Source organism: Rhizobium sp. BK196 (assembly GCF_014193255.1).
In the GTDB taxonomy this organism is placed as follows: Bacteria; Pseudomonadota; Alphaproteobacteria; order Rhizobiales; family Rhizobiaceae; genus Rhizobium.
Map to the genome: position 1 here is coordinate 207592 of NZ_JACHZB010000001.1, position 18176 is coordinate 225767.

Consider the following 18176-nt stretch of genomic DNA (forward strand, 5'->3'; position numbering starts at 1 on the left):
TCATAGAACTTCGAAGACATCGTACTCGACGCCACCTGCACGCCGGCCGCCTTGCGCAACCGCGACAATCTGGTTGAGCCACGCGTGCGGCGGTGCGGCCGTCTCGAAACAGGGTGTCGTTCGCAGATAATAGTCCGAGGGATCGACCGCTTCGCCCCTTGCGAGACGCTCGTCGACGACAGGAGAAGAGCGCCGGACGCCGCGGTAGGTCATCAGGATCAGGCCGCCGTCGTCAGCGGTAAGCAGGAGCCTGACATCCTGCTGAAACGTGCCGTCCGCGCGCCCGAGCAGGAGGTCGGAACCGATCAGCGGCGACACCTCTCCTTTCAGGCGCTCGCCCCGGAAATGGCCTCCGGAAACGGGAAACACGCGGCGGTTGCCGGCCGGCGTCTGGCCGAGCTCGATCGCCGGATGAAGTGTCATGAAGAGTGTCATCAAGTGCCGAGATTGCAGGGACATGTCGGATCGCCTATTGTTTTCGTGAGCCCTGAAGCGCGTCGCGATCTTAAGGATCGACCCGCCGCGCGCGGGGTCTGCGGTTTGCGCGACAAGCTCTAGCCGAAGGCGCCCTACCCCCAAAACGCGCTTTGCTTGGCATCTTCACAAGCAAAACTCATCAAGAGAGAAGAGATCATGCGACCGCCACTGGAGTCTCTGCGAATTCTGGAAGCGTGCGTTTCCGCCTCCAGCTTTGCCCGCGCCGCCGAACGCCTGTGCCTGACGCCCGCGGCCGTCAGTCTCCGTATCCGGACGCTCGAGGCCGAGCTTGGCCAGCCATTGTTCGTGCGCGCGGGGCGACGCGTCGTGCCGACGGCTGCGGCCGCTCGATTGGCTGCCAGAATTCGCCACGCACTGGATGGCATTACCGGTGCGCTCGATGAATTTCAGGCGGCGACACCGCCTCTCAGATTGACGGCGCCGCCGACATTCGCCTCGCGCTGGCTGGCACCCCGGCTGGCGCATTATCCCCTGGCAGCGGGATCGCCGATCGAGGTCGACGTCTCCGCCGATATTCGCGACCCCAGCGCGTTCGATGTCGCCATAAGAACGGGTCGTGGCGGCTGGGAAGGGCTTGACGAATACCGGCTCGCACCAGTCGAAGTGACACCCATGCTGGCGCCCGGCCTGCTTGGAACGCGAACCCTGGACAGGCCGGAGGCACTCACCGGTTTGGAGCTGTTGCCGCATCCGGATTGGCAGGCGTGGTTCACGGTCGCTCAATGCGAGACGCCGCAGGCTCTGCGGTTTGTCGCAGTCGATTACCCCACGCACGAGCTGGACGCCAATGCAGCAGTGGCAGGCGCAGGTGTCGCGCTTCTATCGCCTTTGCTGTTTCGCCCGCTCCTGGAAAAGGGACTGCTGATCGCCCCTTTCCCCTATGTGCTGAGCGGGCCGGCCTGGCATTTTGCGTTGATGCGCGCAGACGACACCCGTCTCGCGCCCCGGCAGCTCTGCGCCTGGCTTCGCGAGCAGGCTCACGCGCCGCTGTCGAGCCAGGCGGACCGCTTATCGGGCTAAGCCAGCCGGCCGCGTTGCGAAGTAGCGCGCCGGTGTCGTCCCGAGCGCCTTCCTGAACATGACGATAAAGGCGGTGACGGACTCGTAGCCGAGGTCGCTCGACACCCTCTGGACCGTGGCGCCGCCGGCGAGTTCGCGCAGCGCGATGACGAGGTGCAGCTGTCGCCGCCAGCGGCCGAAAGTCAGCCCCGTTTCCTGAACCATCAGCCGCTTCAGGGATCGCTCGCTCATGGCGACATGGTCTGCCCATTCCGCGAGGGTCCGGCGGTCGCCCGGCTCCGCCGTCAGGGCGGCGGCGATCGCGGCGATCTTGGGGTGGCTGGATACCGGCAGCTCCAGCCCATCTTTCGGCATCAGCGCCAGTTCGTCCAGCAAGACCCGCACAAGCCGGCCGACATGATCATCAGACGTATAGCCGCCCGGTTGATCGGCCAGGCGGAGGATCATCTCGCGCAGCATCGGCGAAACGGACAGCGTGCAGCATTCCTGCGGCAGCGCCGCAGCGTCAGGTTCGACGAACAGGTAGGACAGGCGGGCGTTGGAGGTGACCTGGTTGCTGTGCGGCACGCCGCCCGGGATCCAGACCCCGCAGTCCGGCGGGACGATCCAAAGGCCGTTTGCGGCCGTGCAGGTCACCGCCCCATGCAAGGCAAGGATAAGCTGTCCCTGCCGATGCTGGTGGCGCGGCACCTCGGCTTCGTAGTCGCTGAAGTCGACATGCAGGGCGACCGCCGGGCGACCCAACCGGTCGGGATCGGGATCGAAGTCCACGCTGCAGGGGCGCCGCCTCCTGGCGGATTGGCCTGATTTGGAGATCATATGGCATTATCTCCAAATTCGCGTGCAGTGCAATTGGCTACAAGCGGACATCGACAACCCGATGGAGACTATCATGCGAATTGCTGTCGTCGGCGCAACCGGCAGGGTCGGCGCCCAACTCACCCGGAACCTGCTTGGCGCAGGGCATCAGGTAAAGGCCCTGTCGAGGGGCGGTCCAGCCCTGGAGGCACTGGCCGAAATCGGAGCAGAGCCATTCCTCGGAAGTTTTGACACTGGCGCGGGAGAGCTCGACAAGTTCTTTCAGGACGCCGATGCCGCCTTCCTGATGGTCAAGACCGACTGGAACAACCTGCAAGGCCACTATCCCGTGGTTGCCCAGCGCTTCGTCGATGCACTCGGCAATTCCCCGGTCAAACTGGCTGTAAGCCTCTCGGCCATGGGATCGGACGTGAAAGGCAAGACCGGCCATTTTGAATGTTTCTACCATCTGGACCAGAAGCTGAACGAACTTGCCAATATCGACCTGGTCCATCTGCGCGCCGCCTGGTTCATGGAGGACGTGCTGGCGTGGATGGCGCCGGTCGCGAGATATGGTCGGATCGCCTGGTCTTGTCAGCCCGATCTGAAGATGCCCTGGGTGGCGACGGATGACATCGCATTGCTTGCGGCCAGGGAGCTGATCAATCCGACGGGCAGGCACCGGGTGATCCGCGAGGTCGGCTCGGAAGACATCTCGATGAATGAACTGGCCGCGATCATCGGCAAGGAGATCGGCCGGCCGGTAGAGTACCGCTATCTCGAAACAACGCGCAAGGATGTGGAAGCCGAATTTGTGAAGCGCTTCGGAACGCCAGAGAGATGGCACGATGACACCCTGACTGCCAACGCTTTGAACAATGGCCTGATCCGGTTCCACGGCGACCACGAGGTTCGCCCGCCGATGCCCACCACAATGGAAACGTTCATCAGGGAGGTCTGGAAGCCGCGTTACCTGGAGGCGGTTGCGGACGAACACCAACCGGAGACATTTCAGATGTGGAGCGCAAGGGGCCAGGCGGCGTAGACAAATTCCGCGAACGGCTTCGCGTTGCCAGCGTCGATCGTGGGCATCTTGTTCATGCCCCTGTAATCTGAACTTTTATGCTTAGTACAAGCATGAAACTCGCATAAAACTTTGATTCACAAACGGCTATCACTATGTTAGATAGCGACAGCCGTAGTGATTGGGTGAAGTACTCGACAGGACTTGAACCTGTGATCGGGAAGCTACGAAACTCCTGCTCCATCCACTGAGCTACGAGTGCAAGAGCGGACGGCCCGAAAGCCGTCCGCCGCTGTTGCCGACCTAGAGCCGCTACCTTTCCTGCCAGGGCTGGGTAGCGGCTTTTCTATTTGGAAGGGCCGCGGCCGCCGGTCGGCGTTACGCTTTGGCCCATCACTCTTCTCGCGATCATCACGATTCTCCTTCTTGGCCATCTATAGCGACATTCGGGTCACCCGACAAGTACTTATCGGGTTATCACTTGACTTTTCACCTCAAATACCCGATAAGCCGTTATCGGCAAGGAGAGAAAAATGTCAGAGGCCAACAGCGATACCAAGGTTTCCATGCTCCCGAAGGAGCGTAGCCCGGCATTTCCTTATATATCGCTCGACCTCGCTATGGAGCGCGTCAAGACGATCTACTCCCAGATCCGTGATCATGCGCAGCCGAGAGAAGTGCTGGCGAAAGCCTACGGAAAACCCGTCACTAGCAGCGCTACTATCCAGACTTTTGCGACCCTGCTCCAATATGGGCTGCTGGAGAACGTCGCCGGTCCTACAGGCCGCCGGATGAGGGTTTCCCCTCTGGCGCAAGGCATCTTGCACCCGCATGCCCCCGAGGAAAAAAGGGCGCAGGGATTGAAGAAGGCAGCGCTTAACCCGCCTATCTTTGCTGAATTGTGGAATAAATTTGGAGACACGGCCGGCCTCAACGACAACGTCCCGCTTTATTACCTGACGTCAGAGCGTGGGCAACTCTTCGAAGGGTCGGTTTTCACCGACAAGGCTGCTTCGGAGGTCCTGCGAGTTTATCGGGCAACTTTATCCTATGCAGGAATCTCAAGTTCTGATAACATTCAGTTACCGGCGGAGGAACCAGCGGGATCGCTCCCAGCTACGCCTAAAGCCAAAACTGGTGATCTCGTGCAGGTCGAAATCAATGGCGCGTTTGTGCTCCCCAAGCCAAAGCGCGTTGAGTCGATTCAGGAGCACGAAGGGAAGTTATGGGTGTTCTTGGAGGGAGAGAAAGCGGCCGTAGAAATGGATAGCATTATCGTACAAGAAGAGAAGCCAGCCGCATCGCTGCCACCGACACGTGCCTTGCCGCCAACCATCGAAGATGAGCCCGACGAAGGGTGGAGCGAAGAACGCTTGATTGACGACGGTGGCGACGAAATCAAGATACGTTACAAGGGTAGCCCATCGAAAGAACGGTACGAGTTTATCCGCGACTACCTAGACTTCAAGATTCAGCGGCTTACGAAGAAGCCTAGCTAAACCTTCACTGCGTTGCCGATCACGTCGGCGGGGCGCTTCTGTCCTTTCCGGTTGGCATCAAGTTTCTTCTTTCATGCAATATGAACACACGTCGGTATCGTAATAGCGCTGACCTAGGTCAGCCATATACCTTTTAGCGCTTGCGAGTGTCTCCAGCCCAGGAGAGGGGTAGCGCGGATACCAATATGTCGGTCCGGTTCCCTTGTCTTGGTTCGCCATCCCCTGCCCATCGCGGCAAAACTTGCATTCTCCGATGTGAATACGCGCCCGCCTGCTAGGGGGAATGACTTTGACAAAATACGCCATGCCGCCTCCAATCGCTTTCCGCTAAGCATATAGTAAACCGAGCTTGGATTCGATAGCCTGTCAACCGGCTCAAAATTCAAACTGAGGCACTACCGACCGGAGGTACAAAATGGGCGATCCCCAAGAATACAACCAATTTGATGGCCCTCAGATGCAGGGAGCGCATTACCAGCGCGCCGATATGTCAGGCGCTAATTTCGACGGCGTAAACCTCGCGGACGCACGGTTTTACGCTGTTTTGACCAAGGCAAGATTCACTGATACCAATTTAAGCGAAGCGATTTTTGACGATATCACCCTGGCAGACGCGCGCTTTAACAACGTCAATCTGTCTGGAGCTGCCATCACGAATGCGAACCTGTCGCGACTGACCATAAGCGGCGTCACGTTGGCAGATTCGGACATCAAGGATGCCGATTTGACTGGGATGCGGATCAACGGCGTTCTCGTAACCGATCTATTCATGGCCTATGAGCAGGCGAAGGCCTGAAAGCCATTTGCTCCCGAGTCCGGCCTGCGCGCCGCGCATTCACAGAGCCAGTGATGTTCCCACTCCGCCGAGAAATAGGATGCGAAGCCGCATCGCACACGAGCGGGAATGCCCTTGTTGCGGAGAAATGCACAGAGCATGAGCGCAGGATCGGTCGAGCGCGGATGACGGCAAAGCCGTTCTAATGCGTCAGCGATCCCTCATGCTCGCGCTCGGCCATCGGCACGACGATGCCGGAATAGAGGATGGGTGATCCGCTCTGATCGCGAAAGGCCCGGCCGAAGGCGGCGACCATCCGGTACCGCCCGTCCCTGCCCTCTACGCGATAGGTGTTCTGCTGTGCGATATCGGCAACGAGCACTTCCGAGATCTTCTTTGCCAGTTGCGGCCGGTCATCGGGATGGACACGCGCAAGATAGTCTTCCAGCGGCAGGCCGCGTACTGTGGCAGCAGCATCGAGGCCGAAAAGTTCGGCGAGCGCGCTGTCTGCGAAGACGAGGTTCCTGACGATATCCCAGGTATAGATCCCCGCATCGCAGGCTGCTTCCTCGAATATCTCGAACGAATGAACGGACTGCCCAGTCATTGCCTGCATGTTCCCGCGATTATTATAGTAGAAACTAAAGGTTTGCCGGATAACTTCAAGGTAGGGTTGACCAAGCTGCGGCGCAGGCTTCGATCTTGATGATATTCAACGCGCCATTTCGCTGAAAGGGCAGACATCATCTTCGAAGGGCACGTGCCTTCGACGAAACTGCGTGCCCTCCACAATCTCCGGCTTGCTGATCCGGTCCATGCGAAAATGGCGGAAATCCGCGCGGGCGGCATCCCAGCCGACGAGATACCAAAGTGGCGGCAGGATGAGCATGGCCTGCGGCTCGATCTCGCGCAGTGTGTCCATCCCCTTGGCGTCACGGTAGCGGAAACGAAGATGCAGCCGCTGGAGGAAGGCCGTCTCGAAGGCCGGCAGCAGCGCGGAATCGATCGAGCCAATGTCCGAAATATCCTGCCTGGGCGACAATTGCCCGACATAGAGGCAGTCAAGAAGCCGCCGCAGGTCCCGCACCTTGTCTGCCGAAAGTGCCCTTTCGATCTTCGCGAGCCCCGCATCGGCAAGATCGGAGAAAGGAAGGGAGCGGGCCGCGCGCATGGCCGCTACGCTGATCAGGAGCGCAAACACCTCGGTCACGGAGAGCCGGGCCGTGGTCTGCACCGATTCCGGGTCGAGCTGCAGCCCGCCACCTCGGCCGGATTCGGAATGGATGAGAAAGCCCTGCTCACGCAGCGCCCCGATGTCACGCAGCACCGTTCGCCTGGAAGCGCCAACTTCCTCCGCCAGGTCATCGACAGTCGAGGTTCCGTTGCGCCGGAGGATGCGCACGATGGCGTCGTGTCTGAGGCGGATGTTCATTCTGCGCAGTCCCGCATATTTGGTGCCAAAATTTGGCACCGATTCACTCTAGGCGGGTCATGGCAACTCGACAAGGAGACAGACCATGACGTCCCAGCATCAACGACCCGCCACCTCTGCAACGCCTGTTATCGTGAACCCTTCCCATCTGCACGACCCGACACCGAACGGCTACAGCACGGCAGTCATCACCCCGGCTGCCGGCCGGCTGGCCTTCATCTCGGGCCAAGGCGGACAGGACCGAACCGGCGCTCTCTCGCCGGACTTCGCCGCTCAGGTGGAACAAGCCTATGCGAACCTCGCCGCCGTGCTCGACGCGCTTGGCGCCCGCCTGGGGCAGGTGGTGAAACTGACGGTCTACGTGGTCGGCCACGATATGTCGAAGTTGGGCATACTGACGGAGAATGTAGTACGGATGTTCGGCGATACGCTCCCGGCACAGACGCTGGTTCCGGTGCCGAAACTCGCCATCGACCCCATGCTCTTCGAGGTCGAGGCTGTCGTCCTCCTGGATTGAGCGCTCGCGAAGAATGGCTGGCCGGCTGCGCACATCCCCGGCCAGCCGGACCACTGCTCAGCCCAGCCCTTCCTCGGCAAGGGCCTGCGTCACTGATGGCAGCGCCCGCATGCGGCCTAAAAACCTGCCGAGCGCCTCCGGCAGTTCGACGCCGCTTCTCGGCGCAACCATCAGCACCCAGAACAGGTAGCAATCGGCGATCGTCATCTCGTCGCTGACGAGGAATTTTTTATCGCCCATCTGATCGGCAAGGATTGCGAAGGCCTGCGCGAGCCCTTCGCGGGCGCGCTCCTTCTCCAGCTCGGAGAAATTCCTGAAGAAGGGATTGTATCGCGAATGGATCTCTGAGGACATGAAGGCGAGCGCCTCGAGCGCACGCCACCGAACGACGCCGTCTTTGGGCAGGAGCTTGCCGCTCTTCTCGGCGATATAGGCGAGGATCACCTGGTTCTCCGTCAGGATCGTTCCGTCCTCCAGCTCGAGCGTCGGAATGTAGCCCTTGGGATTGATCGACAGGAAATCGCGGCCGTCCTGCGTCGTCCTGTCATGGTTGATGGCGATCAGCCTATAGGAAAGCCCGGTCTCGATGAGCGCGATATGATCGGCCAGGCTGCAGGCGCCGGGATAGTAGAAGAGGTTCATGGTGGTCTCCTGATGGTGACCCATCCCGGCATTGCGTCTGCGGGAGAAGGTCTGGAATGTTGACCACAGCCATTTATGGGACCTAAAATTGTCCGTCAAAAGCATATGTTTAGGAGCAGGTCAGATGGATGTGACTGCGAGACCCACAGCGGCCGACTGCAGGGCTGTCAGTGAGATCCTGAGCCGGGTCGGAGACAAGTGGACGATCCAGGTGGTCGTCGCCCTTCGGCTGGGGGCGCTGCGCTTCAACGGGCTGAAGCGTGAGGTCGGCGGCATTTCGCAGCAGATGCTGACGCGGACGCTGAAGATGCTGGAACGCGACGGCATGATCGAAAGAACCGTTCACGCCAGCACCCCGCCGCAGGTCGAGTACAGGCTGACCCCGCTCGGCCATTCCCTGTCCGAAACCGTGCGCCAGCTGGCCGATTGGGCGGCAGCGCATACGGAAAACATCTGGGAAAACCGCCTGCGCTACGACACCGATCACCCATGAGACGATCCAAGCCCCCCGCGAGCTAAAGCCGCAAGATCGGTCGAGCGCATCACGCCTGCCCGCGCTTAGTTGGTGCTGCCACGGAGAATACGCAACGATGAAGGCAGCGCTTCGAAACTACCATGCCCGGATGCAGCGGGTGCTGGATTACATAGACCGGCATCTGGACGACGATCTGGACCTGGACGCTTTAAGCGCCATCGCAGCCTTCTCGAAATTCCACTTTCACCGGCAGTTCTCGGCGACCTTCGGGTTGTCGGTGCATCGCTATGTCCAGCTCGCCCGTTTGAAGCGCGCGTCGCACCGGCTGGCCGCAAACGCCGGTGAGAGTGTCACCGACATAGCGATGGACGCTGGCTACGGTGCGCCCGATGCCTTCGCCCGCGCCTTTCGGCAACGGCTCGGGCAATCGCCTTCGTCGTTCCGGAAATCGCCCGACTGGGCTCCGTGGCTTGCGGCCTTCGGGCCTCTTGAAAACGCAAGGAGCAAGCTGATGCAGATAATCTACGAAGAAGACGACGTGACGATCCGCGATGTGCCCCCGACGCCGGTTGCGATCCTGGAGCATCGGGGCGACAGGGCAAACCTCCGCGCCAGCATCGAGCGCTTCATCGCCTGGCGCAAAGCCGCCGGCCTGTCGCCCGAGACGAGCCCGACCTTCAATATCTTCCGTTCTCCGAGGACGCCTGCAAACCCCGCCGATTACAGCATGGATCTGTGCGTTGGGACCGACAGGCCGATCGATGCCGATGACGAGGTGATGAAATCAGGCGTGATACCCGGCGGGCGCTGCGCGGTCATCCGCGTTGTCAACGATACCCACAATCTGGAGCCCGCCGCCCTCTACCTCTATCGCGACTGGCTGCCGGCGAGCGGCGAGGAAGCGCGCGATTTCCCGATCTATTGCCAGCGGCATTTCTCCTTCTTCCCTGACGTGCCGGTCCATGAGGTCGTTGTGGAACTGTTTCTGCCGCTGAAATAACGCCTGGAGGGCAGTCGGCCCGCGCAGCAGGCCTTGTGCGTCCGGAAGAACGCACAAGGCTAAGGGACTATCTGTCCGGCCAGGGTCAAAATTGGTTGATTGCAGAAATAGCCGGATGGCGGCCTCCCCGACCGGAGCGCCATTTCCACAGTGCGCTGGCCGGACAGGAGGGCCGAAAATTATAGTTTCACGCCGACGCTCGCGAGGAAGCTTTCCATGCGGTTGTCGACCTCAGCCTTCGTCTCCGCCCATGCCGGGAACGACTGGAGAAGATTGTCGTGCCAGGCGATCAGGTTCGGATAGTCCTTGAACGGAAACTTCGCGCGATCGACCTGGGAGAATGGAGCCGCGATATCGATATCGGCAAAGGTCAACGCATTGCCGACCATGAACTTTCGGCCCTTGAGATGCTGGTCGAGGACATCAGCTGCAGCGCGGATCTTGCCCTCGGCAAACGTGATGACGGACTCGTCCTTCGGCACACCCATGACCGTCTTTCCCACGCGCTCGTCGAAGATCGTGGTGGTGAAGGTGCGCCACTGCTCGCCCGACCAGAACATCCACTGAAGCACCTGGAAGCGCTCCTCCTGCGTGGCTCCGGCCAGCGGTGAATTCACCTTGCCGGCGAGATACAGATTGATCGCCGAGGCCTCATAGATGATGGTGTCTCCGTCTTCGAGAACCGGCGTCAGGCCGTGAGGGTTGTGAGACGTGATCTGAACGTGTCGGTGCGGCTCTCGCCTTTGAAGAGGTCAACGGTGACGCGTTCGAGTTCAATGCCCATGATCTTCGCAGCCGCATTCACGCGACGCAAGCTGCCCGAGCCGGCATCACCATAGATCTTGATTGTCATGACTATTCCTTTCGCTTCCAGGCCGCGGATCGGCGGCTGGGCGTCAATTCTCATATTCTCGCTGCGAATTGCAGACCGGCTTGACGAATGGCATCTATTCTCTATTGGAATTCATGCTCGTGGCGACGACGCGATGGGAGGGATCGATGGATAAGCTGGGTGCCATGCGGATGTTCGTGCGGGTCGTCGAAAGCGGAAGCTTTTCGCAGGCAGCGCGAGACCTGAACGTCAGCCAACCGACGGTCAGCAAACAGATCGCTGCGCTTGAAGCGCGGCTCGGGACGCAACTCCTCGCGAGAAGTTCGCGTGCCCTTGCCGCAACACCCGCAGGACAGGACTATTACGAGGCCGCCGTCCGTATCCTTCAGGATCTCGATTTCATCGAAGAGAGAGTTCTTGTAGGGCAGTCGGCCCCCTCAGGGCTCGTCCGCGTGACTCTCCCGCCAGCATTCGGGAGGATGTTCGTCATCCCGCGGCTAGCGGATTTCAGGAAGCGTTTCCCTGACGTCGCGATCGAGATGGAAGTCTCCGGGCGGCACGTTGGCCTCATCGAGGAAGGAATAGACGTGGCGATCCGGATCGGTCGGCTTTCGGATTCGGCACTCGTCGCCCGCCATATCGGCGACATGCGGATGATAACCCTGGCCTCCGCCGGCTATCTTGCCCAATACGGCACACCGCAAACATTGGACGAACTGCGCACCCACGAGCGTATCGGCTATGTCCATCAGGGAGATATCATCGGGTGGGATTTCCAGGTAGACGGCCGGCAGGTCACGATCGACGGTGGCGGAGCCTTCCGCACGAACGATGCCGAGCATGTCCGCGGGGCAGTCCTCGCAGGTCTCGGCATCGCCCACCACGCGAGTTGGCTGTTCACGGATGTGCTGGCCTGCGGCGAGGTTGCGCGAATTCTCGGCCAGCATGCGCCGCCGCCCTTTCCGATCAACGCCGTTACCGTTGCCGGACGGCGCATGCCTTCCCGCGTGCGGCAATTCATCGATTTCCTCGCAGCGATCTGCGCCGAAGAGCCGGAATTGAGGATCGGCGACGGCTAACCTGTCATATGCCGGCAACTGCCTCGCTTGCCGGACGGCGGCGGCTCAGCAAAAGCAGGACGAGGATGGCATTGCAGGAGCAAAGCAGGCAGAGGATCAGCACGGTATTTTTTCCATCGCGAGGCGCGCCCCACCCACCGTCCAGCTTTCCCGATCGCCCGCCTTCCCCTACAATCGGATCCGGACACGGAGGATTTCACCATGAGCGAAGACGCCTTCAATATGTCGATCCGCAAGTTCCTGAAGGAAGTCGGCGTGACCTCGCAGCGCAAGATCGAGGAGACGGTGCGCGACGGGCAGATCGGCGGCAAAAGGCTGAAGGTCCGCATGACGCTGACGGCGGAAGGCGCTGCCCTCCACCACGTGGTGGACGGCGAGATCGAACTTCCCTAAAGCATGTCGCGCAAAAGTGTGCAGCGGTTTTGCGACAACGCCATGCGTAAAACAAAGACCTAAAGCGCAGCGAGCGGATCTGAGAGATCGCGACGCGCTTTAGGCAGGCGGACGACGCGGCAGAAGCAATGCGCTACGTTAGCCGATCGTCACCTGCTGCCATCAAGAGTAAGGCGAGACGCACGCCTGGCGCGGGCCGTAATAGGGCTGAAACGTGTTGTCGTAAGCCCTGTAGGACCGGTAGCGCGCATAGCACCACCGCACATGCGCATTGCCGCCATAATAGGCGCGGCGGTAAACGCGCGGCGCATAATAGCGAGGCGCATAATAGCGTGGTGCGTAGTAGCGTGGCGCATAATAGCCTGGCGCGTAATATCGCGTCGAGCCGTAATAGTACGGACCGTAATAGCCGGAACCGTAGTAGCCACGATCATAATGGTCGGAGCCATAATATCTGGGCTGCGACAGCGCTCCGCCGATGATCAAGCCTGTGGCCAGGCCGCCGAGCGCCCAACCCCAGCCGTCGCCGCCATGGTGGCGGTGATGGTAGCCGCCATAATAGCCGCCACGGTAACGCACCGGCTGCGCTTGCAGCGCCTCGACCTGAGGGGCGACAATGGTGGGAAACGCCTCGGCCGGCAGCGCGCTCGTCAGCGCCGACACCAGCGATAGGGCAATGATTGAGAGCCTCTTCATTGGCTTCACCTCCGTCTACATCGCCGCACATCATTATAGCGCGGAAAAGATCGCATGACACTTAATTTCCAAGCCGGCGACGGTATTCCAGTAGGGCTGTCTGAGAGCGCCGTACGTCCGTTCGGACGCACAAAGGACGCTCTGCACTTTGAAATTACGCATCAGGCCTTCAGAAAACCGCCTTCGATTTTCGGGCCGATACAGTCGTCGCCATTTCCCCCGCGGCGCACCGCGCTCCTCACCCGCTCCTCTAACCCGAATGCAGCATTGACGGCCTGCCGCTCCGGCATAGAATCGCGTGAGGGTCGATCGCATCGGGCCGGGGCTGGCGCGTCCTGAGGAGGGTGCCATGAAGAAGACCGATAAGCAGAAAACCGATATGCAGAAATCCGATATGCAACAACCTGACATGCAGAAAGTCGACGCGCTCGTCGGTCGCCTCGTGGGCGATCTCGGCGCCAGCGTGTCGGGCGTTCTCGTCGTGCTCGGCGATCATCTCGGCCTGTTCCGGGCGATGATGGACGGGCGGCCGCGCTCCTCGATGGAGCTGGCCGAAACGACTGGCCTCACCGAGCGCAATGTGCGCGAGTGGCTCGCCGCCATGGCAGCTGCCGATTACATCACCTATCACGAGGCCTCGAACAAGTTCGCCATGACGCCCGAACAGGCGCTGGTTTTCGCCAATGAGGACAGCCCCGCCTTTTTCGGCGGCGCCTTCGAGATCGTGCAATCCATGTGGATGGACGAGCCGAAGGTAGAGGATGCCTTCCGCACCGGCAGGGGCCTTGGCTGGCATGAGCACAGCACCTGCCTGTTCCGCGGCACCGAGCGCTTCTTCCGGCCGGGCTACAACAGCCATCTCGTGACCGAGTGGATCCCGGCGCTCAAGGGTGTGAAGGAAAAGCTCGAACGCGGCGCGGAAGTCGCCGATGTCGGCTGCGGCCACGGCGCCTCGACGATCCTGATGGCCCAGGCCTTCCCGAAGTCGCATTTCCACGGCTTCGACTATCACGGCCCGTCGATCGAGCGGGCAAAGCGCGCCGCAAAGGAGGCGGGTGTCGACGACCGGGTGAGCTTCAGCAAGGCTTCGGCGAAGGAATTCCCCGCCGGCAATTACGATCTCGTCGCCATGTTCGACTGCCTGCACGACATGGGCGACCCTGTCGGCGCAGGTCGCCATATCCGCGAGACCATGGCCAAGGACGGCACCTGGATGATCGTCGAGCCCTTCGCCCATGACGGCCTGAAGGACAATCTGAACCCCGTCGGCCGCGTCTATTACGGCGCCTCGGCGATGATCTGCACGCCCGCCTCCATGGCCCAGGAAGTGGGCCTTGGGCTCGGCGCGCAGGCGGGCGAGATGAAACTGCGCAAGGTGGCGCTGGATGCCGGATATCACCACTTCCGCCGCGCGAGCGAAACGCCGTTCAATATGATCTTCGAGGTGCGGAATTGAACGGATTTGGGTGCCGGACCTGCCGATGGTTTTCCGGTCGGCAGGCGTGACGCGGTCCGCCCCCACCAGGAGGGCGTTGCATCCTGTGGCCCCCTCTGCCCTGCCTTACAGAGGGGGTGCCCCGACGACACGACACACGATCAGGCCCCGAAAGCCCTACCCTTCCTGCACGTCCTTACCGACCCGAGCCTCCGCATAGCGGCAGGCGGCATCGAACCTGGCCTCCGGGCCGAAACTGCGCCGTGGCAGAATGAATGCCTCGCGCTTCGAAATCGCCAGGAACAGATAGTCCCGCTCGCGCAGAACCCGCTTTACCGTCGACCACGGCGCTTTCGTATCGGCCACTGTCGAACTGGCTTCCACGACTGCCTCGCTCATCGTCATGGTGACGGTGGCATCCGCGGAGGCGATCTGCCGGTAATAGAGAAATGCGATCGCCCACGCGAACCAATGGCTGAAAATCGAAAACACCGTGATCGCAACGAAAACTGCCGCCGAAATCAGAACGGATGAAGTGCTGGCGAAGATCGCGCGCGCCATGACGACGGGATCGTAAGTGTCGGTGAAAAAGACGATCAGGCACCAGACGGAAAACAGCCAGAGTGCCAATGTCAGGATGCTGCGCGGCAATGGACGCCTTGTAAGCGCCCGCGTCATCGCAGCATAGTCCTGAGACGTCATGGTGTAAGTGATTTGGAACATCGGGTCAGCCTGCATCGCCAAGCGTTACCAAAACGCGATCAGTCATGCCAGCAGCACGACAAACCCTGAGATGCGACGGCGGACAACCACCGCCAGACAGAAAAGGCGGTCGAGCAACGGATCTCGACCGGTCCTTCGTCCCGGGGAAACAATTCGCAAGCTGTTAAGTATTCATCCAAGAACATGCTGCAGAGTGGGAACTATAACCGGTAACGCCAGTTATATTCGCAGTAAAGGATAAGGCCATGACCAAGGTCCTGAATTCACGCGCAATCATTATCTCGGCTGATCGTCTTGACGAGTGCAAGGATTACCTCGGAACCGACTTTCACCAACTGATCGACCATGCTCTGAGCGCCGGCTGGTCCATTGACGAGGTGGTCGTCGCACTCAGCGGCCTCGCAGAGGAAGAGATCTCCGTGCCGGAGCGAGCAATTACGTTCCATTGAAATCCGCAACCGACCGCCATCGTTTAGAAGGCCGGGGCTTGAACCCCGGCCTTTTTCCAGACCGCTTTGAAAATGTGGCCCGCACGAAGATCGCTGCCCCATGAGGTACAGGGCCATCGCCAAACATAAAAAGCGGCGCCCGGAGAGCACCGCTTCAAAATCATCAACTCACCAACGCCACAGCGAGGCGAGGCCCGAAAGCCCCTACCCCTTCTTCGGCGCCCTGGTCTTCTTTGCCGGTGCTTCCGGCGCAGGCTGGGCGAGCCTCAGCGCGCGCAGCTTTTCCGTCTTCTTTTGCCGGGCGGCGGCTTCGCTTTCGAGGATGCCCCTCGCGACGGACGTCGTCTGCTCGGCCCTCGCCTGTGGCGAAAGCTTTTCAGGCTTGAAGAATGTGTCTTTCGACTCGGCCATGTCTCCTCCTTTTCGTTGGATCCTGAGACCGGGAAAAGATCAGCGGGCGCCGCGGCCCGGCATTACCTTCTTCTTCGGTGCCGGCAGCAGGCCTTCGCGCTGCGCCTGCTTGCGGGCGAGCTTACGGGCGCGGCGAATCGCTTCGCCCTTTTCGCGGGCGCGCTTTTCCGACGGCTTCTCGTAGGCGCTGCGTTCCTTCATTTCACGGAACACGCCTTCGCGCTGCAGCTTCTTCTTGAGCACACGGAGGGCCTGATCGACGTTGTTGTCTCGGACGAGTACCTGCAAGTTTTCTCCTTAATCAGCGTTGCTGCTGCTATTTCCTGATGCGGATCGAATTCGAATTGATCCAGCTCGATGTCGAACTCTCGGAAGCCGCCTGCACTTTGGAGGGCAAGGGAGCCGAAGGCGATGCGAGCACGTCTATATCATCCTGGCGGATGCTGCGCTCGAAATTCTCGTTCTGAAACCGGACGCGATAATGGGTAAAACCCTGCGCGGCCGGCAGAATGGATAGTACGTTGCCCGAACCCGAAGGCTGGGCGTTACCGAGAACGCCATGCTTGAGCATGATGGTGTCACCCGGTCGGTAACGACGGTTTACCATATCGTTCTCCGCAAGAAATCAAAAAACAAAAGGCCGGGACTACTCCCGACCTTCCCCGGCCAGCGAACTGGCCTCAGTCATCGCCTTTGCGCGCCAGTACATCCGTGGTCGCGCGAAGTCGTGACAATTAGGCAGCGCGGAGGTTGTCGGCAGAGCTCTTGCCCGAACGACGGTCCTGCACGATGTCGTAGGTGATCTTCTGTCCGTCCGAGAGCGAGCGCATGCCTGCGCGTTCAACTGCGGAAATGTGGACGAAAACATCCGCGGCGCCGTTATCCGGCTGGATAAAACCGAAACCCTTGGTGGCGTTGAACCACTTGACTGTACCTGTATTCATAACGATCTCCTTTCAAAGCAACCGTTGGATTTCCCGCGATACCCTGCGGGCTTGGGTCGATTATTTGTAAGGAAATCTGACGAGAGCACAGATGGCTGCTCAACGACGTCACAAGCAATGGTCGATATCCGTAATATACGGTCAATTTTAAATTTGGCAACAGACGCAGACGGAAATTCTTCGAACCGTCTGCAGGTTTTTGATGTAAGCAGCTGATTTTTAGGCGATATTATTGAGGCGGACGGCGAAGGCCCAGCGCACCCGGCATATAGCCTTGCGGCCAGCCGCGATGTAGGAAGGATCTCCGCGCACCCTGCGGGTTTAAGCGAAAGCCACTGGAATCACCCATGCCGACGACGCCGGTTGAACATGCAGTCAAAATCCGCCCTGCCACATCGGCCGACATGGAAATCCTCGGCGGCTTCGGCGCCCTGCTCGTGGCGCTGCATCATGAACTGGACGGCAAACGCTTCATCGAAGCGGCCAAGAGCACGCCGCTCAGATACGGGCAGTTCCTCCAAAGCCAGCTCGCGCGGCCCGAGGTCATCGTAATCGTCGCCGAAGACGACGGCGGCCTACTCGGATATGCCTATGCGGCATCCGAAGGTTTCGACTATATGTCGCTGCGCGGGCCGGCCGGCGTCATCCACGATCTCTTCGTCGATCCCGGCCGCCGGCGCGAAGGCGTCGGCAAGATGCTGCTGGAAGCGGCGATGGCCGGATTGAAATCTCTCGGCGCCGAACGTTTCGTGCTGTCGACCGCCCATCGCAACGAGGCCGCCCGCAGCCTCTTTGCCGCCATGGGCTTCCGCCCGACGATGATCGAGATGACGCGCGAGGCGGATGACTGAAGCCGGCTCGAAGCGCGCCGGTATCTTATTACCGAATACCGGCATCCGGGCCGCTTCTCCCTATATGCGCCATCGCGAATAAAACTGTGCAGTGACGTTCTCCTGTCTTGCCCTTGGCCTCTGTTGACGGTTTTTGGGAACTTCCGGCTGCAGGGAGAATTCATAGTATGAGGCACCCCTCGCCCTTGTTCGTACGGCAGGAGTGGACCATGGCAAAGGCAACTGAGTTGAAGACCTTCCGGGCGCTCGCCATCGCGCTCAGCGCCGCCCTGCTTTTCAGCGGCGCCGCCAGATGGCCGGCGCTCCCCAGCTCGGGCTTCCTGACCGGCCGGGGTGCTGCACCCGAGGATGTCGATAACGGAACCGCGATCTTCGCCACCGGGCAGGACGGAAAGCCGCTCGACATCAAGATCCCGCAATACGGCTATTTCCGGCAGGAAGACAAATACGTCATCATCCTGCAGGCCGAGAAATACGACGGCCAAAGCATCATCGGCGCCGAGACGTTCGACGGCGAAAAGGTGGTCGGCCTGCTCGACGAGTTCGATCTCTTGGGCGATCACGGCCGATAGTTTCCGGGCACAGACGCAACGGTCGGGATAGCGCACAAAAAAAGAGGCTCGTCTCGGGAGACGGCCTCAAAGTTGCGTCAAGTTGGCCCAGCTCCACAAGGCCGTCCTCAC

General features: G+C 60.4%; 26 protein-coding genes and 1 tRNA gene. 13 read left to right on the forward strand and 14 right to left on the reverse strand.

Features of this window, described 5'->3' with window-relative positions; all coding sequences use genetic code 11:
* Entirely contained in the window at positions 1 to 459 is a 459-nt protein-coding gene (locus FHT78_RS01125) for a DUF3237 domain-containing protein (protein ID WP_183739370.1), read from the reverse strand.
* 174 nt (positions 460 to 633) lie between these two features.
* On the opposite strand from FHT78_RS01125, the gene FHT78_RS01130 reads away from it, so the two are divergent.
* Positions 634 to 1518 (forward strand): LysR family transcriptional regulator, encoded by an 885-nt coding sequence (locus tag FHT78_RS01130; protein WP_183739373.1) that lies wholly within the window; start codon positions 634 to 636, stop codon positions 1516 to 1518.
* Here FHT78_RS01130 and FHT78_RS01135 read toward each other — a convergent pair.
* Entirely contained in the window at positions 1507 to 2337 is an 831-nt protein-coding gene (locus FHT78_RS01135; protein WP_183739376.1) for a helix-turn-helix transcriptional regulator, read from the reverse strand. The genes FHT78_RS01130 and FHT78_RS01135 overlap by 12 nt on opposite strands.
* A gap of 73 nt (positions 2338 to 2410) precedes the next feature.
* Here FHT78_RS01135 and FHT78_RS01140 point away from each other — a divergent pair, with 73 nt between their 5' ends.
* A complete protein-coding gene (locus FHT78_RS01140) occupies positions 2411 to 3361 on the forward strand; it encodes an NmrA family NAD(P)-binding protein (RefSeq protein ID WP_183739379.1) in 951 nt (316 codons plus the stop codon).
* A gap of 168 nt (positions 3362 to 3529) precedes the next feature.
* Here the strand turns inward: FHT78_RS01140 and FHT78_RS01145 are convergent.
* A tRNA-Thr gene (locus FHT78_RS01145) sits at positions 3530 to 3602 on the reverse strand.
* A 271-nt stretch (positions 3603 to 3873) separates the two neighbouring features.
* Here FHT78_RS01145 and FHT78_RS01150 point away from each other — a divergent pair.
* Positions 3874 to 4839: a hypothetical protein gene (locus FHT78_RS01150; protein WP_246715039.1), complete on the forward strand. Its 966-nt coding sequence runs from the start codon at positions 3874 to 3876 to the stop codon at positions 4837 to 4839.
* Positions 4840 to 5254: 415 nt separating this feature from the next.
* Positions 5255 to 5635: a pentapeptide repeat-containing protein gene (locus tag FHT78_RS01155; RefSeq protein ID WP_183739381.1), complete on the forward strand. Its 381-nt coding sequence runs from the start codon at positions 5255 to 5257 to the stop codon at positions 5633 to 5635.
* Positions 5636 to 5816: 181 nt separating this feature from the next.
* On the opposite strand, the gene FHT78_RS01165 is transcribed toward FHT78_RS01155, so the two are convergent.
* Both FHT78_RS01165 and FHT78_RS01170 read right to left on the reverse strand, forming a co-directional pair.
* Positions 5817 to 6221 (reverse strand): PAS domain-containing protein, encoded by a 405-nt coding sequence (locus tag FHT78_RS01165; protein WP_183739383.1) that lies wholly within the window; start codon positions 6219 to 6221, stop codon positions 5817 to 5819.
* A 105-nt stretch (positions 6222 to 6326) separates the two neighbouring features.
* Positions 6327 to 7046, reverse strand: a complete 720-nt coding sequence (locus FHT78_RS01170) for a WYL domain-containing protein (protein ID WP_183739384.1) — start codon at positions 7044 to 7046, stop codon at positions 6327 to 6329.
* Between the two features lie 85 nt (positions 7047 to 7131).
* On the opposite strand from FHT78_RS01170, the gene FHT78_RS01175 reads away from it, so the two are divergent.
* Positions 7132 to 7563 (forward strand): RidA family protein, encoded by a 432-nt coding sequence (locus FHT78_RS01175; protein WP_183739386.1) that lies wholly within the window; start codon positions 7132 to 7134, stop codon positions 7561 to 7563.
* 57 nt (positions 7564 to 7620) lie between these two features.
* Here FHT78_RS01175 and FHT78_RS01180 read toward each other — a convergent pair whose 3' ends face one another.
* Complete coding sequence (locus tag FHT78_RS01180) at positions 7621 to 8205, reverse strand: glutathione binding-like protein (protein WP_183739388.1); 585 nt, start codon at positions 8203 to 8205, stop codon at positions 7621 to 7623.
* Between the two features lie 124 nt (positions 8206 to 8329).
* On the opposite strand from FHT78_RS01180, the gene FHT78_RS01185 reads away from it, so the two are divergent.
* Together FHT78_RS01185 and FHT78_RS01190 are read left to right on the forward strand one after the other, a co-directional pair.
* The gene (locus FHT78_RS01185) at positions 8330 to 8698 is read left to right on the forward strand and encodes a helix-turn-helix domain-containing protein (protein WP_183739390.1); all 369 of its coding nucleotides are present in this window, start codon (positions 8330 to 8332) and stop codon (positions 8696 to 8698) included.
* Between the two features lie 97 nt (positions 8699 to 8795).
* Positions 8796 to 9680, forward strand: a complete 885-nt coding sequence (locus FHT78_RS01190) for an AraC family transcriptional regulator (RefSeq protein ID WP_183739392.1) — start codon at positions 8796 to 8798, stop codon at positions 9678 to 9680.
* 179 nt (positions 9681 to 9859) lie between these two features.
* Here FHT78_RS01190 and FHT78_RS29180 read toward each other — a convergent pair whose 3' ends face one another.
* Positions 9860 to 10252: a glutathione S-transferase family protein gene (locus FHT78_RS29180; protein WP_348644695.1), complete on the reverse strand. Its 393-nt coding sequence runs from the start codon at positions 10250 to 10252 to the stop codon at positions 9860 to 9862.
* A 116-nt stretch (positions 10253 to 10368) separates the two neighbouring features.
* A complete protein-coding gene (locus tag FHT78_RS29185) occupies positions 10369 to 10533 on the reverse strand; it encodes a hypothetical protein (protein WP_246715043.1) in 165 nt (54 codons plus the stop codon).
* A 146-nt stretch (positions 10534 to 10679) separates the two neighbouring features.
* On the opposite strand from FHT78_RS29185, the gene FHT78_RS01200 reads away from it, so the two are divergent.
* On the forward strand, positions 10680 to 11591 hold the full coding sequence (locus tag FHT78_RS01200; protein ID WP_183739394.1) for a LysR family transcriptional regulator: 912 nt from the start codon (positions 10680 to 10682) through the stop codon (positions 11589 to 11591).
* A 201-nt stretch (positions 11592 to 11792) separates the two neighbouring features.
* Positions 11793 to 11984 carry a DUF6494 family protein gene (locus tag FHT78_RS01205; RefSeq protein ID WP_183739397.1) on the forward strand — a complete coding sequence of 64 codons (192 nt, stop codon included), beginning with the start codon at positions 11793 to 11795 and terminating at the stop codon, positions 11982 to 11984.
* Positions 11985 to 12146: 162 nt separating this feature from the next.
* Here the strand turns inward: FHT78_RS01205 and FHT78_RS01210 are convergent, their stop codons facing one another.
* Entirely contained in the window at positions 12147 to 12680 is a 534-nt protein-coding gene (locus tag FHT78_RS01210) for a BA14K family protein (protein ID WP_183739400.1), read from the reverse strand.
* 394 nt (positions 12681 to 13074) lie between these two features.
* Here FHT78_RS01210 and FHT78_RS01215 point away from each other — a divergent pair, with 394 nt between their 5' ends.
* Positions 13075 to 14136, forward strand: a complete 1062-nt coding sequence (locus tag FHT78_RS01215; protein WP_183741786.1) for a class I SAM-dependent methyltransferase — start codon at positions 13075 to 13077, stop codon at positions 14134 to 14136.
* Positions 14137 to 14292: 156 nt separating this feature from the next.
* Here FHT78_RS01215 and FHT78_RS01220 read toward each other — a convergent pair whose 3' ends face one another.
* Entirely contained in the window at positions 14293 to 14838 is a 546-nt protein-coding gene (locus tag FHT78_RS01220; protein ID WP_183739403.1) for a YcxB family protein, read from the reverse strand.
* A 245-nt stretch (positions 14839 to 15083) separates the two neighbouring features.
* Between FHT78_RS01220 and FHT78_RS01225 the strand changes: the two genes are divergently transcribed.
* Positions 15084 to 15287: a hypothetical protein gene (locus tag FHT78_RS01225; RefSeq protein ID WP_183739405.1), complete on the forward strand. Its 204-nt coding sequence runs from the start codon at positions 15084 to 15086 to the stop codon at positions 15285 to 15287.
* 204 nt (positions 15288 to 15491) lie between these two features.
* On the opposite strand, the gene FHT78_RS01230 is transcribed toward FHT78_RS01225, so the two are convergent.
* From FHT78_RS01230 to FHT78_RS01245, 4 genes are all read right to left on the reverse strand, one after another.
* Entirely contained in the window at positions 15492 to 15698 is a 207-nt protein-coding gene (locus tag FHT78_RS01230) for a hypothetical protein (protein WP_183739407.1), read from the reverse strand.
* A gap of 39 nt (positions 15699 to 15737) precedes the next feature.
* Complete coding sequence (rpsU, locus tag FHT78_RS01235) at positions 15738 to 15986, reverse strand: 30S ribosomal protein S21 (protein WP_183739410.1); 249 nt, start codon at positions 15984 to 15986, stop codon at positions 15738 to 15740.
* 28 nt (positions 15987 to 16014) lie between these two features.
* A complete protein-coding gene (locus tag FHT78_RS01240) occupies positions 16015 to 16305 on the reverse strand; it encodes a cold-shock protein (protein ID WP_183739429.1) in 291 nt (96 codons plus the stop codon).
* Positions 16306 to 16432: 127 nt separating this feature from the next.
* Positions 16433 to 16642, reverse strand: coding sequence for a cold-shock protein (locus FHT78_RS01245; protein WP_183739432.1), 210 nt, complete (start codon positions 16640 to 16642; stop codon positions 16433 to 16435).
* A 347-nt stretch (positions 16643 to 16989) separates the two neighbouring features.
* Here FHT78_RS01245 and FHT78_RS01250 point away from each other — a divergent pair, with 347 nt between their 5' ends.
* The gene (locus tag FHT78_RS01250; RefSeq protein WP_183739434.1) at positions 16990 to 17493 is read left to right on the forward strand and encodes a GNAT family N-acetyltransferase; all 504 of its coding nucleotides are present in this window, start codon (positions 16990 to 16992) and stop codon (positions 17491 to 17493) included.
* A 209-nt stretch (positions 17494 to 17702) separates the two neighbouring features.
* Positions 17703 to 18065 (forward strand): hypothetical protein, encoded by a 363-nt coding sequence (locus FHT78_RS01255; RefSeq protein WP_183739437.1) that lies wholly within the window; start codon positions 17703 to 17705, stop codon positions 18063 to 18065.
* Positions 18066 to 18176: the final 111 nt, after the last annotated feature.

Bases quoted from the DNA above. Each gene is read 5' to 3' on its own strand.
- FHT78_RS01210 (WP_183739400.1), bottom strand. From the start codon at position 12,680: ATGAAGAGGCTCTCAATCATTGCCCTATCGCTGGTGTCGGCGCTGACG.
- FHT78_RS01215 (WP_183741786.1), top strand. From the start codon at position 13,075: ATGCAACAACCTGACATGCAGAAAGTCGACGCGCTCGTCGGTCGCCTC.
- FHT78_RS01180 (WP_183739388.1), bottom strand. From the start codon at position 8,205: ATGAACCTCTTCTACTATCCCGGCGCCTGCAGCCTGGCCGATCATATC.
- FHT78_RS01150 (WP_246715039.1), top strand. From the start codon at position 3,874: ATGTCAGAGGCCAACAGCGATACCAAGGTTTCCATGCTCCCGAAGGAG.
- FHT78_RS01250 (WP_183739434.1), top strand. From the start codon at position 16,990: ATGCCGACGACGCCGGTTGAACATGCAGTCAAAATCCGCCCTGCCACA.
- FHT78_RS01135 (WP_183739376.1), bottom strand. From the start codon at position 2,337: ATGATCTCCAAATCAGGCCAATCCGCCAGGAGGCGGCGCCCCTGCAGC.
- FHT78_RS01205 (WP_183739397.1), top strand. From the start codon at position 11,793: ATGAGCGAAGACGCCTTCAATATGTCGATCCGCAAGTTCCTGAAGGAA.
- FHT78_RS01230 (WP_183739407.1), bottom strand. From the start codon at position 15,698: ATGGCCGAGTCGAAAGACACATTCTTCAAGCCTGAAAAGCTTTCGCCA.
- FHT78_RS01125 (WP_183739370.1), bottom strand. From the start codon at position 459: ATGTCCCTGCAATCTCGGCACTTGATGACACTCTTCATGACACTTCAT.
- FHT78_RS01140 (WP_183739379.1), top strand. From the start codon at position 2,411: ATGCGAATTGCTGTCGTCGGCGCAACCGGCAGGGTCGGCGCCCAACTC.
- FHT78_RS01130 (WP_183739373.1), top strand. From the start codon at position 634: ATGCGACCGCCACTGGAGTCTCTGCGAATTCTGGAAGCGTGCGTTTCC.
- FHT78_RS01220 (WP_183739403.1), bottom strand. From the start codon at position 14,838: ATGTTCCAAATCACTTACACCATGACGTCTCAGGACTATGCTGCGATG.
- FHT78_RS01240 (WP_183739429.1), bottom strand. From the start codon at position 16,305: ATGGTAAACCGTCGTTACCGACCGGGTGACACCATCATGCTCAAGCAT.
- FHT78_RS01255 (WP_183739437.1), top strand. From the start codon at position 17,703: ATGGCAAAGGCAACTGAGTTGAAGACCTTCCGGGCGCTCGCCATCGCG.
- FHT78_RS01200 (WP_183739394.1), top strand. From the start codon at position 10,680: ATGGATAAGCTGGGTGCCATGCGGATGTTCGTGCGGGTCGTCGAAAGC.
- FHT78_RS01175 (WP_183739386.1), top strand. From the start codon at position 7,132: ATGACGTCCCAGCATCAACGACCCGCCACCTCTGCAACGCCTGTTATC.
- FHT78_RS29185 (WP_246715043.1), bottom strand. From the start codon at position 10,533: ATGACAATCAAGATCTATGGTGATGCCGGCTCGGGCAGCTTGCGTCGC.
- FHT78_RS01245 (WP_183739432.1), bottom strand. From the start codon at position 16,642: ATGAATACAGGTACAGTCAAGTGGTTCAACGCCACCAAGGGTTTCGGT.
- FHT78_RS01190 (WP_183739392.1), top strand. From the start codon at position 8,796: ATGAAGGCAGCGCTTCGAAACTACCATGCCCGGATGCAGCGGGTGCTG.
- FHT78_RS01170 (WP_183739384.1), bottom strand. From the start codon at position 7,046: ATGAACATCCGCCTCAGACACGACGCCATCGTGCGCATCCTCCGGCGC.
- FHT78_RS01225 (WP_183739405.1), top strand. From the start codon at position 15,084: ATGACCAAGGTCCTGAATTCACGCGCAATCATTATCTCGGCTGATCGT.
- FHT78_RS01165 (WP_183739383.1), bottom strand. From the start codon at position 6,221: ATGACTGGGCAGTCCGTTCATTCGTTCGAGATATTCGAGGAAGCAGCC.
- FHT78_RS01155 (WP_183739381.1), top strand. From the start codon at position 5,255: ATGGGCGATCCCCAAGAATACAACCAATTTGATGGCCCTCAGATGCAG.
- FHT78_RS01185 (WP_183739390.1), top strand. From the start codon at position 8,330: ATGGATGTGACTGCGAGACCCACAGCGGCCGACTGCAGGGCTGTCAGT.